This window comes from Pseudomonas sp. W2Oct36, assembly GCF_041060465.1.
Lineage (GTDB): Bacteria > Pseudomonadota > Gammaproteobacteria > Pseudomonadales > Pseudomonadaceae > Aquipseudomonas > Aquipseudomonas graminis_B.
Genome location: NZ_JAUERW010000001.1, coordinates 20346 through 36088, shown reverse-complemented (window position 1 = coordinate 36088; position 15743 = coordinate 20346). Strand labels below are relative to the sequence as shown.

Sequence of the window (15743 nt, the reverse complement as noted above, 5' to 3'; positions counted from 1 at the left end):
CAGCAGGGGCCGAGAGTGCGGGAGGTGCCCGACGACCCTCACCCCTGATCCGGTTCTCGGGTGCATATCTGCATCTGTACTAATTCGCAGACGACGCGCATATTCCGCCTGCACCGGGTCGCCCGCCCTTCCCGCCGGCCACCCACTGGCGGCTGCGCCCCAGACGCCCCTCAGCATGAGCCCCGCCATGAAGCGTTATGAAAAGTTTGCCGATGACATTGCCGAGCTGATCCGCACCGGGGTGCTTGCTGCGGGGCAGCGTGTGCCGTCGGTGCGCTACGCCAGCCAAACCCACGGCATCAGTCCGTCGACGGTGTTCCAGGCCTACTACTTGCTGGAACGTCGAGGCCTGATCCGGGCGCGGCCGCGCTCCGGCTACTTCGTCAACGACAGCATTCGCCTGCAAGGCCTGAGTGACAACGCCATCGAGCAGGATGCGCGCCCCGCGCCACAGCTGAGCGAATCCACCGAAGTCGACGTCAGCGAACTGGTGTTCTCTGTGCTGGAATCGATCAAGGACCCGAACACCGTGCCATTCGGCTCCGCCTTCCCCAGCGCCGCGCTGTTCCCGTTGCAGCGCCTGGCCCGCTCCCTCGCCAGTGCCACCCGCGACATGGACCCGCGCATGGTCGTCAGCGACCTCTCGCCCGGCAATCCAGCCCTGCGCCGGCAGATCGCCCTGCGTTACATGGTCGCCGGGCAGATGCTGCCCATGGACGAGCTGCTGATCACCAACGGGGCCCTGGAAGCCCTGAACCTGTGCCTGCAAGCGGTGACCGAGCCCGGTGATCTGGTGGCCATCGAGGCACCGGCGTTCTACGCCTGCCTGCAGGTGCTCGAACGGCTGAAGCTCAAGGCGGTGGAAATCCCGGTGCACCCGCAACAGGGCATTGACCTGGCAGTGCTTGAGCAGGCGCTCGAGCGTTACCCGATCAAGGCCTGCTGGAGCATGACCAGCTTCCAGAACCCCACCGGCGCGACGGTGCCTGAGGCGCGCAAACGGGAGCTGGTGCAGCTGCTGCGCAAGCATGAGGTGCCGCTGATCGAGGATGACGTGTACGCCGAGCTGTATTACGGCCAGCACGCGCCGAAACCGGCGAAGGCGTTCGACACCGAAGGCCTGGTCCTGCATTGCGGCTCGTTCGCCAAGAGCCTGGCGCCCGGGTATCGGGTGGGCTGGGTCGCTGCCGGGCGTTATGCGCAGAAGGTCGAGCGGCTGAAGATCATGACCTCGCTGTGCGCCTCGATGCCGGCCCAGGCCGCCATCGCCGATTACCTGCAACACGGCGGCTACGACCGGCACCTGCGCAAGTTGCGCCACAGCCTGGAAGATCAGCAGCGTGCCATGCTCGGCGCCATCGCCCGGTATTTCCCCGCGCAGACCCGCGTCAGCCAGCCCACCGGCGGGTACTTCCTGTGGGTGGAGCTGCCGGAACAGATCGATTCGCTGAAAGTGTTCCAGGCCGCCCTCGCTCAGGGCATCAGCATCGCCCCCGGCCCGATGTTTTCGCCAACGCGGCGCTTCCAGCCCTTCATCCGCCTGAACTACGGCAGCCCGTGGGGTGAAACGCCCGAGCGGGCGATGGAGACACTGGGGAAGATCATTCGCTCGATGAGGGGTTAAAAAGTGCCGGGCGAAGGGGCAGCGCTGCATATCTTAAGTGCCAGGACTGGCCCCTTCCCGGCTAAAGCCGGTCCTACAAGGGACCGCGTGCAGTCAGCGGAATTGAATGTGAACGCGGATGTAGGACCGGCTTCAGCCGGGAAGACGGCGGCACATTCAGCGGTGACTACCGACCGCCGCCCAGATCAATGAACGACCCCGTCGAATAGGACGCCTTGTCCGACAGCAGCCACAGAATCGCTTCCGCCACTTCATCGGCCAGTCCGCCACGGCCCATGGGGATGGTCGGTTCCAGCTTGCTGACGCGGTGAGGGTCGCCGCTCAGGGCGTGGAATTCGGTGAAGATGTAACCGGGGCGCACGGCGTTGACCCGCACCCCCTCGCCCGCCACTTCCTTGGCCAGCCCGACGGTGAAGGTGTCCAGGGCGCCCTTGGACGCCGCGTAGTCGACGTATTCACCGGGTGATCCGAGCCGTGCCGCCACGGACGAGACATTGACGATGCTGCCGCCGCGCCCGCCATGACGGGGCAACATGCGCAGCAGCGCGTGCTTGCTGCAGAGCATGGGCCCGACTACGTTGCTCATCATGATCTTCAGCAGACGAAACTCGGACATCGTGTCCAGCCGCGAAGCCTCGCCCACCGTGCCGGCGTTGTTGACCAGCGCAGTGATTCGGCCCATGTCGGCATCGACCCGGGCAAAAAGACGAATGATCTCATCCTCGTTGCTGACGTCCGCCTGTACCGCAATGGCATGCCCGCCCGCCTCGCGAATCTGCCCGCACAACCGCTCGGCCGAAGCGTGATCGGACAGATAGTTGATGCACACGCGATATCCCTGCGCTGCGGCCAGCACCGCCGTGGCGGCCCCGATACCCCGGGAGCCGCCGGTGATGAGGAGATTTTTATCCATAAACGTTCCCAGTCGATCAATGCGTGGAGGTGGGGTGGGTGTTAACACTCAATCGGTGATTTCGCGGACACGACGCCGGGCAGCTTCAATGTCAGCCATGAAACCCTCGGCCGGCAATGGAGAACCCAGCAGGTTGCCCTGCAACGCGTCGCAGCCCAGCCGCGTCAGGAAACTCTGTTGGCTGGCGGTCTCGACCCCTTCGGCAACGATGCGCAGGTTCAGCGCCTGACCCAGCGCAACGATCGCCGACACGATGGCCGCATCGTCGCTGTCGGGCTCCAGGTCGCGCACGAAACCGCGGTCGATTTTCAATTCGTTGGCCGGCAGGCGTTTGAGGTACATCAGGCTGGAGTAGCCGGTGCCGAAGTCGTCGATGGACAGGTCCACGTCCATGTCCGAGAGCTTGCGCAGCACGGTCATGCTCGCGTCGGCATCGCTCATGGCGGTGGTTTCGGTGATTTCCAGGGTCAGGCAGTTGGCCGGCAGCCCGTGGGTCGTCAATGCATCCGCGACGGCTTCGATCAGCCCGACATGGCTGAATTGCAATGCCGACAGGTTCACGGCAACGCGCCAGTCAGTGTTGCCGGCGTCGTACCAGCACTTCATCTGCCGGCAGGCCTCGCTCATTACCCATTCGCCGACCGGAATGATCAAGCCGGTTTTTTCCGCCAGACCGATGAAGGTATCCGGCATCAGCAGCCCGAGCTGCGGATGGTTCCAGCGCAACAGTGCTTCGGCACCGACCGGCCGGTGGGAGCTTGTGCTGAACTTGGGCTGGTAATGCAGGCAGAATTGCCCGTCACGCAGCGCAAGGCGCAGGTCCTGCTGCAACTGCAGCTTGTTGCGCGCATTGGTGTTCATCGACGCGTCGAAGAAGCTGTAGCCGTTCTTGCCGGCGTTCTTGGCGTGGTACATCGCGGCGTCGGCGTTCATCAGCAATTCCTGCTGGGTTCGGCCGTTCCCCGGGTACAGGCTGATGCCGATGCTCACTGTCACCTGCAGATCGTGTTCCTGCACGCTGAACGGCTGGTTCACCAGCGAGACCTGACGCGACGCCACGCTGACCGCCTCTTCGCCATCGTCGAGTTCGACCAGCAACACGAATTCATCGCCGCCGATGCGCGCCAGGGTGTCATGGCGATGGAAGTTCTCGCGCAATCGGAAGGCCACGGCCCGCAAGAGCTGGTCGCCGACGTGATGGCCGAACGCATCGTTCACCGGTTTGAAGCCATCCAGATCCAGAAACATCAGGGCGAACATGCCGCCCTGGGCATCGACCTTGCGCATGGCCTGATCGATACGATCGGCCAGCAACATGCGGTTGGGGAGCCCGGTCAGGTTGTCGTGCAGGGCCAGTTGCGTGAGCTCGCGGTTGGCCTCTTTCAACGACAGTGACAGTTGGGCGGTACGCGCCGCCATGCGCGCGTCCAGCACCGACGTCAGCAAGGTGATGCCCAGCACCGCCAGACTGGTGACCAGGACCACCTTGTCCAGACCGTCGGTGCGCAGGCCATTGGAAAGCGCGCCGCAGAAACTGCCCTGTGGAAAGTTGGCGGCGGTCATGGCGGTGTAGTGCATGCCCAGGATCGCAAACCCCATGACCACCGCCGCGCCCCCGCGTGCCAGGCGAACGTAAGGGGTTTCCTTGCGCAGCCGCACGGCGATGCTCAGCGCGACGGCGGACGCGGTGACGGCAATGACCAACGACAACCCGAACAAGGTGGGGTCGTAGTCGATGCCCGGCTGCATGCGCATCGCCGCCATGCCGGTGTAATGCATGGCGCAGCTGCCCAGGCCCATGACCAGTGCGCCGAACAGCATATTCGACAACGGGACGCGGTCGTGACTGACCAGCCACAAGGCAAAACCCGAGGAGAAAATGGTCATCAGCAACGAGAGCAGTGTCAGCGGTATGTCGTACGCCAGCTCGATGGGCAGCGTGAACGCAAGCATGCCGATGAAGTGCATCGACCAGATGCCGATGCCCATGGAGAGCGCGCCGCCGCACACCCACAGCATCCTCGCCCGACCGCGGGCCGACGCAATGCGCCCGGCCAGATCAAGGGTCGTGTAAGACGCGAGAATCGCTACGAGGACTGAAATCAGAACCAGCGAATTGGTGTAATGGCCGATCAACATGGCTGGCTCTTGGCTCAACGGAGTGCGGCCTTTCAGCCCTGATCAATTCGGCCGCGATTGTACCGAAATTCCTGTGAAAGTCCCGTCACTCCGTTGCGAAGGTGGCACATCGCTATTTAATTCACATCAGCGGTCGGAGACTTCGGCGCCCGCTTTCAGCCCGGTGGCAGCGTCCCAACCGCCGCCCAATGCCGCGATCAATTGGGCGCTGGCAACCAACCGGCTTTCCAGCACATTCAGCACACTGCGTTCGTTGCTCAGTGCGGTGGTCTGCACGTTGACCACGTCCAGGTAGCCGATCAGCCCTGCCTTGTACTGGTTGTTGGTCAGGCGCAGGGAGTCGCGCGCCGATTGCAGCGCCTCGTCGCGCACCCCGGATTCCTGCTCATAAACGCGCAACTGGGCCATGTAGTCTTCGACTTCCTTGAAGCCGTCGAGCACGGTCTGGCGGTACTGGGCGACGGTCTGGTCGTAGACCGCCTCGGTGCGGTCCACTTCGGCCGCACGCTGGCCACCGTCGAAGAGGGTCATCGCCAATTGCGGGCCGACCGACCAGAAGCGGTTGGGCAGGGAAATCCAGTTGCTGACGGTGCTGCTGCTGTAGCCGCCGCTCATGCTCAGGGTCAGGTCCGGGTAATACGCGGCCTTGGCCACGCCGATATTGGCGTTGGCGGTCATCACCGATCGCTCGGCTGCGGCGATGTCCGGGCGGCGTTCGAGCAATTGCGACGGCAGCTGCGCCGGAATCTGCGGCACCGCCGGAATTGAGGTGGTCGCCGCGAGGCTGAAGTCCGCCGGCGCCTGCCCCATCAGCACGGCAATCGCGTTTTCGAACTGCGCGCGCTGCCATTGCAGGTCGATCAGGTCGGCCTGAGTGCTCTTGAGTTGCGTCTGCGCCTGGGCCGTGGCATCGCGGCCGGAAATCCCGGCGCGGTACTGGTTCTGGGTCATGGTCAGCGAGCGCTGGTAGGCGTCGACGGTCGCTTCGAGCAAACGCTTCTGCTCATCGATCACCCGCAGTTGCAGGTAGTTCTGCACCAGCTGCGATTGCAGGCTCAGGCGCATCGACGCCAGGTCGGCGAGGCTGGCCTGGGCGCTGGCCTTGTCGGCTTCCAGCCCGCGGCGCAACTTGCCCCACACGTCGGCCTCCCAGCTCACGCCCAGTTGCGCGTTGTAGGTGTCGCGAATGCCGCTGCTGGAACTGCTCAGGCTGGAACTGCTGCTGCCGGTGCCCTGGCTCGAGCGGTTCTTGCTGGTGGTCAGGTCCAGCGTCGGGAAAAACGCGCCCCGCGCACTGCGCACCAACGCGGCGGCCTGCCGGTACTGCGCCTCGTACTGCGCCACGGTCTGGTTGGACGTATTGAGTGTTTCCACCAGCGCGTTGAGCTGGGCGTCGCCGTAGATTTCCCACCACGCGCCGCGCGCCATCGCATCGCTCGGGTTGGCCTGGGTCCAGCCTTCGGCCTGCTTGAAGTGCGCCGGGGTCGGCATGTCCGGTGTCTTGTAATCCGGGCCGACGGCGCAGGCACTGAGCAGCAGCGCACACAAGGCAACGCCGAAGGTCCTGTGAAACGGCAACGTCCGCTGTGGGCCAGGCGCTTTCATCGAGTCGTTCATAGCGGAGTGTCCAGGGCAGCATCCGTCTGCACACCGCGCCATTGGTTGAAACGATGGCGCAGACGGTCGAGATAAAGGTAAACCACGGGCGTGGTGTACAGCGTGAGGATCTGGCTGAGGATCAGGCCGCCGATGATGGTCAGGCCCAGTGGGCGACGCATTTCCGCCCCTTCGGCGCTGCTCAGCAGCAACGGCACGGCGCCGAGAATCGCCGCCAGCGTGGTCATCAGGATCGGTCGCAGGCGCTGCAGGCAGGCGTTGCGAATGGATTCCACCGGGGTCATGCCGCCCTGGCGTTCAAGCTGCAAGGCGAGGTCGATCATCAGAATCGCGTTCTTTTTCACCACGCCGATCAGCAGGAACAGCCCCAACAGCGAGATCAGGCTGAATTGCCCGCCGGTGAGGTAGATGCTCAACAGCGCGCCGACCCCCGCCGAGGGCAGCGTCGACAGTATGGTCAGTGGGTGGATGTAGCTTTCGTAGAGAATGCCCAGCACCAGGTACACCGCCACCAGCGCGCCAAGGATCATCCACGGCTGGCTCTTCTGGGTGGCGGCGAAAGCGTCGGAGGTCCCGGCCATCTTGGCGATCACGTCCTCGGGCAGGCCCACCGCCGCGACGGCGCGTTCAATGGCGGCGTTGGCCTGGTCGAGGGTGACGCCGTCGGACAGGTCAAAGGAGATGTTTTCCGAGGCGAACTGACCGTCGTGGCTGACGCGGTCGTCTTCCAGGCTGCGCTCGTAACGGGCAATGGTCGACAGCGGCACCCGCGCGCCGTCGGCAGTGATCACCTGGACCTGCTCCAGGGTGGTCGGGTCGAGGGCGTATTTCGGATTGACCTCCATGACCACCTGATACTGGTTCAGCGGGTCATAGATGGTCGATACCTGACGCTGGCTGTAGGCGTTGTTCAACACGGTGGTGACCATGTTCATGTCGATGCCCAGGCGCTTGGCCGCATCGCGGTCGACGATCAGCGTCACCTGCTGGGTGCCGCCGCCATCGTTAGCGTCGATGGCAGTCAGCTCCTTGAGCGACTTCAGTGCCGCGACGACCTTCGGATACCACAGGCGCAGGGTTTCCAGGTCGCCACTTTGCAGGATGTACTGGTATTGCGAGGTGGTCTGCTCGCGGCCGCCGCCCAGTTGCAGGTCCTGATCCGGCTGGAGGAACAGGCGCCCGCCCGGCACCAGCGGCATTTCCTTGCGCAGCCGCTCGACCACTTCCATGGCGCCGATGTTGCGTTCCTTGATCGGCTTCAGGCGCACGATGATGAACGCGTTGCCGGTGCCGCCGTTGCCGCCAATGAAGCCCGCGACGCTCTCCACGGCCGGATCCTTGAGGATCGCCGAGCGAAACGTGTCCATCTTCGGCTGCATCACGGAAAACGACAGGCCGTCATCCCCCCGTACAAACCCCATCAATTGGCCGGTGTCCTGCTGCGGCAGGAAGGTCTTGGGCACCACGACGTACAGGGCGATGTTGCCGACGATGGTCAGCAGCAGCGTCAGCAGGGTCAGGCGCCGATGGCGGAGCACCCAGCGCAGGCTGCGGTCATAACCGGCAACCATGCGGTCGTTGACGCGCTGACTCCAGCGCTGCAGGCGGTTTTCCGAGCCCGGCACATGGGGCTTGAGCCAGCGCGCGCACAGCATCGGCGTCAGGGTCAGCGAAACCACCAGGGAAACGACGATGGACACCGACAAGGTGATGGAAAACTCGCGGAACAGACTCTCCACCAGCCCGCCCATGAACAGGATCGAGATGAACACCGCGACCAGCGACACGTTCATCGACAGCAGCGTAAAGCCGACTTCCTTGGCGCCGAGATAAGCCGCCTCCATGGGGGGCACGCCGTCGTCGATGTGCCGGGAAATGTTCTCCAGCACCACGATGGCATCGTCGACCACCAGGCCGGTGGCGAGAATCAGCGCCATCAGCGACAGGTTGTTCAGCGAGAACCCGTACAGGTACATGATCGCGAAGGTGCCCACCAGCGACACCGGCACGGCCAGGGTCGGGATCAGCGAGGCACGGAAATTCCCGAGAAACAGGAACACCACCAGAATCACCAGCACCACGGCGATCAGCAGGGTCATTTCGGCTTCGTGCAGGGTGGCCTTGATCACCGGCGAGCGGTCCATGGCCAGGTCGAGCTTGACGCTGGCGGGCAGCACGGCCTGCAACGCTGGCAACTGCGCTTTGATCGCCGCTACGGTTTCGATGATGTTGGCGCCGGCCTGGCGGTTGATCACCAGCAGTACGGCGGCCTTGTCATTGAAGAAGCCGCTGTTGTAGCGGTCTTCCACCGAATCCTTGACCTTGGCCACATCTTTGAGCCGCAACGCCGCGCCATTGGCGTAATGGATGATCAGCGATTCGTAATCCTTGGCCTTCTCCAGCTGGTCATTGGCCTGCACCTGCCAGTTGTGCTCGCTGTTCTCCACCGAGCCTTTCGGGCGGCGCACATTGGAATTGGAAATGGTCGTGCGCACTTCGTCCAGCGACACGCCGTACTGGGACAGCAGCTTGGGCTCCAGCTCCACGCGCACGGCGGGCAGCGAGCTGCCGCCGATCTGCACTTCGCCGACGCCGTTCACCTGGGACAGGCTCTGGGAAAGGATCGTCGACGCCATGTCGTACAGCTCGCCCTTCTCCAGCACGTCGGAGGTAAGCGACAGCACCATGATCGGCGCCTGGGACGGGTTGACCTTCTTGTAGGTCGGCATGCTGCGCATCCCGCTGGGCAGCAGGCTGCGCGACGCATTGATGGCCGCCTGGACTTCCCGGGCAGCACCGTTGATGTCGCGGTCCATGTCGAACTGCAGAATGATCCGCGTCGAGCCCTGACTCGATCGGCTGCTCATGGTATTGACCCCGGCGATCACCCCGAGGGAGCGCTCCAGCGGCGTCGCCACGCTCGACGCCATGATTTCCGGGCTGGCGCCGGGCAACGAAGCGCTGACCACGATCACCGGAAAATCCATGTTCGGCAGCGGCGACACCGGCAGCAGACCGAAGCTCATCCCGCCCAGCAGCATGATTGCCAGGCTCAAGAGCATGGTCGCTACGGGGCGTTTGATGAAGGGCCCGGACAGATTCATGGGCGGGAGCTCCAAGCGGCAAGCTTCAAGCTGCAAGGGAAGGCAAAAGCCCCGGCCTGCGCATGGCTGCTTCTAGCTTGCAGCTTGAAGCTTGAGGCTTGCAGCTGGCCGGTCATACCGCCACCTCGGTTTTCTCGTTGCGCTGGAACCGGCGCCCCAACCGATCAAAGTACAAATAGATGACCGGCGTGGTGAACAGCGTCAGGACCTGGCTGACCAGCAAGCCGCCGACCATCACCAGACCCAGGGGCTGGCGCAGCTCGGCCCCGGAGCCTGAGGCGAACATCAGCGGGATCGCACCGAACAGTGCCGCCAGGGTGGTCATCAGAATCGGGCGGAAACGCAGCAGGGCCGCTTCGTAGATCGCGGTCTCCGGGTCGATGCCGCGGTTGCGTTCGGCGTCGAGGGCGAAGTCGATCATCATGATCGCGTTCTTCTTGACGATGCCGATCAGCAGGATGATGCCGATGATGGCGATCATGCCCAGGTCATTGCCGCTGAGGATCAGCGCCAGCAGCGCACCGATGGCCGCCGACGGCAGGGTCGACAGAATGGTGATCGGGTGGATGTAGCTCTCATAGAGCACGCCCAGCACGATGTACATGGTGATCACCGCCGCCAGCACCAGCAGCAGCGTGCTGGACAGCGAGGCCTGGAAGGCTTCGGCTGCGCCCTGGAATTCCGTCTGCACGCCGATCGGCATGCCGATGTCTTTCTGCACCTGCTCGATGACTTCCACGGCCTTGCCCAGCGCGACGCCCGGCGCCAGGTTGAACGACATCATCACCGCCGGAAACTGGCCGATGTGGGCAATCGCCAACTGCGCCTGACGTTGTTCGACCCGGGCCAGGCTCGACAGCTTGACCTGCCCGCCGTCGGTGGTCTTGACGTGAATCTGTTCCAGCGCCTCGGGCCCCAGCTCACTGCGCGAGTCGGCCTGCAACACCACCCGGTACTGGCTGGCCTGGGTGTAGATGGTGGAAATCTGCCGCTGGCCGAAGGCGTCATACAGCGCGTCGGTGATGTTGGCGACGGTCACGCCCAGCCGACTGGCGGCATCGCGGTCGATGTTGAGAAACACCTGCAGACCCCTGTCCTGCAAGTCGCTGGCGACATCGGTCAACTCCGGCCGCTGAGCCAGCGCCTCCACCAGTTTGCCGCTCCACAGATTGAGCAGGTCGGCGTCCGGCGAGGACATGCTGAACTGGTACTGGGTGCGGCTGACCCGGTCCTCGATGGTGAGGTCCTGCACCGGCTGCATGAACAGGCGGATGTCCGACAGCTGATCGACTTCGGGCTGCAGGCGCTGGATCACTTCGGACGCCGTCACATCCCGCTCGCTGTGGGGTTTGAGGTTGATCAGCATCCGACCGCTGTTGAGGGTCGCATTGTCACCGTCGACGCCGATGTACGACGACAGACTGGCGACCGCAGGGTCCTTCAGGATGATTTTCGCCAGGGCCTGCTGGCGCTGGCTCATGGAGGCGAACGACACCGACTGGGGCGCTTCGGAAATGCCCTGAATCACACCGGTGTCCTGCACCGGAAAGAAGCCCTTGGGCACGGCCAGATACAGCAATACCGTGATTCCAAGGGTGGCGATGGCGACCAGCAGGGTCAGCGGCTGATGCTTGAGCACCCACTGCAACTTGCGCCCGTAGGCGGCCACCAGCCAGTCGATCCACGCGCCGCTGGCCCGGTAAAAACGGCCCTGCTCTTCTTCTTTCGGCTCACGCTTGAGCAAGCGCGCGCACATCATCGGCGTCAGCGTCAGGGACACGACGAGGGAAATCAGGATCGCCACGGCCAGGGTGATGGCGAACTCGCGGAACAGCCGCCCGACCACATCGGCCATGAACAGCAGCGGAATAAGCACGGCAATCAGTGAGATGGTCAGCGAGATCAGCGTGAAACCAATCTGCCGGGCGCCCTTGAGCGCCGCCTGCAACGGCGTCTCGCCCTCCTCCAGGTGCCGGGAAATATTCTCCAGCATGACGATGGCGTCATCGACCACGAAACCGGTGGCAATGGTCATCGCCATCAACGTCAGGTTGTTGACCGAAAAGCCGGCCAGGTACATCACGCCGAAGGTGCCGATCAGCGACAGCGGCACGGCCACCGAGGGAATGATCGTCGCGCTGAAGCGCCGCAGAAACAGGAAGGTCACCAGCACCACCAGCACGATGGAAATCATCAACTCGTGCTGCACGTCGCTGACCGACGCGCGAATGGTCTGGGTGCGGTCGGTGAGCACGGTGACGTCAAGCCCGGCGGGCAGATTCTCGGTGATGCTGGGCAGCAGCGCCTTGATCCGGTCGACCACGTCGATCACGTTGGCGCCTGGCTGACGCTGGATGTTCAGCAGCACGGCCTGGTTCTCATTGGCCCACGCGGCAAGGCGATCGTTTTCGGCGCCGTCGACGATCTCGGCGACGTCCTTGAGTCGCAGCGGGCCGCCGTTGTTGTACGCCAGAATCAGGTTGGCGTATTCCTCGGGGGATTTGAGCTGGTCATTGGCGTCGAGCATCGACACCCGCGTCGGGCCGTCGAAATTACCCTTGGGCGTGTTGACGTTGGAGGCGCTGACCAGCGTCCGGACGTCCGCGAGGTTCAGGCCGTTGGCCGCCAGTGCGTCGGCGTTGACCTTGATCCGCACCGCCTGACGCTGGCCGCCGGCGATGGTGACCATGCCCACCCCGCTGATCTGCGCGATCTTCTGCGCCATGCGCGTGTCGACCAGATCATTGAGTTTGGGCAGCAGCATGGTTTTCGACGTAATGGCCAGGGTCAGCACCGGCGTGTCGGCCGGGTTGACCTTGTTATACGTCGGGGGCGCCGGCAGGTCGCTCGGCAGCAGGTTGGTCGCGCCGTTGATAGCCGCCTGCACCTCCTGCTCGGCGACGTCCATGTTGATGTCGAGGCTGAAACGCAGGGTGATGACCGAGGCCCCGCCGGAACTGGTCGAGGCCATCTGGGTCAGGCCCGGCATCTGCCCGAACTGGCGCTCAAGGGGCGCGGTCACGGCACTGGTCATCACTTGCGGACTCGCGCCGGGGTACAGCGTCATCACCCGAATGGTCGGGTAATCCACCTGCGGCAGCGCCGACACCGGCAGCAGCGTGTACGCGATCAGACCGGCCAGCACGATGGCGAGCATGCTCAGCGTGGTGGCGACCGGCCTGAGGATGAACAGGCGTGACAGGTTCATACGTTGCCTTTCTTCGCGGTCTCGGTACCCGCTGACTCACCGGGCTCCTTCGAGGGCTTGCCCTGCAACTGCTGACCCGGCGAGGCCGGCACGTCCTTGCTGTCGTTGACCACGTCCACCGCACTGCCGTCTTTCAGGCGGTCGGTGCCTTCGAGCACCACACGGTCGCCGGCCGCCAGACCTTCGGTAATCACCGTGGCGTTCTCGTCGCTTGGCCCGGTCTTGAGGGCGCGAATGCGCACGGTCTTGTCGCCGTCCATCACGTACACGAAGGTGCCGTTAACGCCGAACTGCACCGCGGCCGACGGCACCAGCACCACGTTTTTCAGGGTATTGGCCAGCAGGCGTGCGTTCACGAACTGATTGGGGAACAGCGCTTCGTTGTCGTTATCAAACCGCGCCTTGAACTTCAACGTGCCGGTGGTGATGTCGATCTGGTTATCGATGCTGGCGAGCACGCCGGTGGCCTGGAGCTTCAGGTCGCCACGGTCCCACGCCTCGACCGGCAACTTGCCGCCGCTGCGGTAACGGCTCAGCACCTCGGCGAGGTCTTTTTCCGGAAGCGTGAAGTTGACAGTGATCGGTTTGGTCTGGGTGATCACCGCCAGGGCGGTGGTGTCGTTGGCAGCGACCAGATTGCCGACGTCCAGCTGGCGCAGGCCGATGCGGCCCGAGATCGGCGCCCGGATCTGCGAGAACTCCAGGTTGAGCTTCGCGTCGCCCACGGCTGCCTGATTGGTCTTGATCGTCCCCTGGTACTGGCCGACCAGGGATTCGGCGGTGTCCAGGGTTTGCTTGGCGATGCTGTCTTCTTTGTACAGGCCCCGATAACGCTGTACGTCGAGTTGAGCATTCTTGAGCAGCGCCTGGTTCTGCATCAGCGTGCCTTCAGCCTGTTGCAGCGCGATCTGGTAGCTGCGCGGGTCGATCACCGCCAGCAAATCGCCGGCCTTGACCTGCTGGCCTTCCTGGAAATTGATCTTCATCAATTCGCCTGCCACGCGGCTGCGCACGTTGATCGTGTTCAGCGCGGTCACAGTGCCAAGGGCTTTGTAGTAAATGGGGAAGTCGCCGGTGTTCGCGACTGCGACCCGCACCGGTACCGGGGCGGTGGAGCCGCCGAACCCGGGACGCTTGGCCACCGCCTTGCCGTTGCCGCCGCTGCGGCTTGCGCTGGCCTGGGCCTGATCGCCTTTCTGCGCCGTGGCGTTCGGTTGCGACGCGGATCCCGGCCAGAAGCGCCAGCACAGGCCAGCGACGATCAACAGAACCAACAGGCTTATCAGCCAGCGACGGGAATTACGGGGGCCAGACAATTGCATGGATAAATCAACCAGTGTGCGCGTGAGCGTCTTCGGGAGGCTGAACAATAAGCATAGAGTCCGGCAAGGCAAAGGGGCTTTACCGGCAATTTACCTAGTGCTTACTCGGAATAAGGTGCTGACGTACCCATAAAAAACGGCCTGAGGGTGTCAGGCCGCCTGGATGTTGCCGGGTAATGCCGTCGACTGATGGCAATACGCCGCTTGCCAGCTTACTTCAATACGGCCAGCGCCGCGTCGTAGTTCGGCTCCTGGCCGATCTCCGGTACCAGTTCGCTGTGCAGCACCGTGTCGTTTTCGTCCAGCACCACGACAGCACGGGTGGTCAGCCCCACCATCGGCCCGTCGGCGATGGCAACGCCATAGTCCTGCATGAACTGCGCGCCGCGCATGGTCGACAGGTTCTTCACGTTTTCCAGACCTTCGGCGCCGCAGAAACGCGCCTGGGCAAACGGCAGGTCGGCGGAGATGCACAGCACAACGGCGTTGTTCAGCTCGTTGGCCTGGGCATTGAACGTGCGGATGGAGGTGGCGCAGGTCGGGGTGTCGACGCTCGGGAAGATGTTCAGCACCTTGCGCTTGCCGGCGAAGGTTTCCAGGGTTGCGTCGGACAGATCGGCCGCCACCAGTTTGAAGGCCGGCGCCTTGCTGCCGACGGTCGGCAGTTCGCCGCTGATCTGTACCGGAGAGCCTCTACGAGTCACTTGTGGCATGAGCTGAGTCCTTGTTTGAGTGGCATTCAAGGGCGGAAGTTAACCATGAAAAAGCGTGGCAACCTACCGCCAGAAACGATTTTATTGTCAGGAAACGGGGTGCATTACCGGTTTGTCCATCAGCCCCGGGCGGGCGCAGACGTCCACTACCCAGTCGACGAATACCCTCACCCGCCGCGACGTCTGCCGGTGTGCCGGGTACAGCGCGGTCAGGGGCAACAGCGGTTGTTCGACATCGCCCAGCACTTCGATCAGCTCGCCGCGGCGCAACGATTCGGCGACGTGGTAGTACGGCGTCTGCACCAGTCCGTACCCTGCGCTGCACGCCGCGAGGTAGCCATCGGCGCTGTTGGTCGCCAGAGCCTTGGGCAGGTCGGGCGCGTGAACTCGGCCATCAATGACGAACTCAAGCCCATAGCGTTTGTGGGTGGTGGAAGAGAAGTATTCGATGATCTGGTGGTGCTGCAGATCGGCCAGGGAGAGCGGCGTGCCCCTGCGCTGCAGATACCCGGGACTGGCGCACACCACCTGGCGCATGTGAGCGAGCGGTCGCGCCACCAGCGACTGATCGAGGGGCTCCCCGCCACGTATCACGCAGTCGTAGCCCTCCCGGATAAGGTCCACGGGACGATCGTTCATGCCCACTTCCATTGCCAGCCGGGGATAACGCTCGGTGAACTCTGGCAGCAGCGGCATGATGATCAGTCGGCCGATGCCCGACGGCATGTCGACTCGCAGCACGCCTTCCGGGTCCCGGGCCACCGAAGAGAACAACGATTCGGCCGCTTCAAGCTCGTTCAGCACGCTGACGCAGCGGTGGTAATAGGCCTGACCGTCCGGCGTCGGCGTCACCTGCCGCGTGGTGCGCATCAACAACTGCACGCCCAACTGTGCCTCCAGCTGCTTGATCAGAATGGTCACCGACGCCCGGGGCATGTGCAGGCTGTCGGCGGCCCTGGCGAAACCGCCCAGCTCGACAATGCGCGTGAAGGCCCGCATCGCGTTGAATTTATCCATGGCTTGTCACGGTTCCGCTGAGAGATTGTTTAGAAATTACCAATAGTGAAAGCACTTTTAGCCGGTTTATCCCGACGCTGTCGAGG

The 15743-nt window shown here is 63.7% G+C and carries 9 protein-coding genes; 1 reads left to right on the top strand and 8 read right to left on the bottom strand.

Translation table 11 applies throughout. The features are described 5' to 3' along the window. Positions 1–187: 187 nt before the first annotated feature. Positions 188–1624 (top strand): GntR family transcriptional regulator MpaR, encoded by a 1437-nt coding sequence (gene mapR, locus QWI18_RS00115; RefSeq protein WP_369317848.1) that lies wholly within the window; start codon positions 188–190, stop codon positions 1622–1624. A gap of 166 nt (positions 1625–1790) precedes the next feature. On the opposite strand, the gene QWI18_RS00110 is transcribed toward mapR, so the two are convergent. The 8 genes from QWI18_RS00110 to QWI18_RS00075 all read right to left on the bottom strand — a co-directional run bounded on the left by QWI18_RS00110 (position 1791) and on the right by QWI18_RS00075 (position 15657). Beyond that, the gene (locus QWI18_RS00110) at positions 1791–2537 is read right to left on the bottom strand and encodes an SDR family oxidoreductase (protein ID WP_065990613.1); all 747 of its coding nucleotides are present in this window, start codon (positions 2535–2537) and stop codon (positions 1791–1793) included. 48 nt (positions 2538–2585) lie between these two features. Next, positions 2586–4676, bottom strand: a complete 2091-nt coding sequence (locus tag QWI18_RS00105) for a bifunctional diguanylate cyclase/phosphodiesterase (RefSeq protein ID WP_192131750.1) — start codon at positions 4674–4676, stop codon at positions 2586–2588. Between the two features lie 126 nt (positions 4677–4802). Continuing rightward, on the bottom strand, positions 4803–6281 hold the full coding sequence (locus QWI18_RS00100) for an efflux transporter outer membrane subunit (protein WP_296306357.1): 1479 nt from the start codon (positions 6279–6281) through the stop codon (positions 4803–4805). 8 nt (positions 6282–6289) lie between these two features. Beyond that, on the bottom strand, positions 6290–9397 hold the full coding sequence (locus tag QWI18_RS00095; RefSeq protein ID WP_065990611.1) for an efflux RND transporter permease subunit: 3108 nt from the start codon (positions 9395–9397) through the stop codon (positions 6290–6292). A 112-nt stretch (positions 9398–9509) separates the two neighbouring features. Then, positions 9510–12605 carry an MdtB/MuxB family multidrug efflux RND transporter permease subunit gene (locus QWI18_RS00090; protein ID WP_369317847.1) on the bottom strand — a complete coding sequence of 1032 codons (3096 nt, stop codon included), beginning with the start codon at positions 12603–12605 and terminating at the stop codon, positions 9510–9512. Further along, a complete protein-coding gene (locus QWI18_RS00085) occupies positions 12602–13942 on the bottom strand; it encodes an MdtA/MuxA family multidrug efflux RND transporter periplasmic adaptor subunit (RefSeq protein WP_192131994.1) in 1341 nt (446 codons plus the stop codon). Before QWI18_RS00085 ends, QWI18_RS00090 begins: the two co-directional genes overlap by 4 nt. A 197-nt stretch (positions 13943–14139) precedes the next feature. Next, positions 14140–14640, bottom strand: a complete 501-nt coding sequence (tpx, locus tag QWI18_RS00080; protein WP_192131756.1) for a thiol peroxidase — start codon at positions 14638–14640, stop codon at positions 14140–14142. An 87-nt stretch (positions 14641–14727) separates the two neighbouring features. Then, positions 14728–15657 carry a LysR family transcriptional regulator gene (locus QWI18_RS00075; protein WP_369317846.1) on the bottom strand — a complete coding sequence of 310 codons (930 nt, stop codon included), beginning with the start codon at positions 15655–15657 and terminating at the stop codon, positions 14728–14730. Positions 15658–15743: the final 86 nt, after the last annotated feature.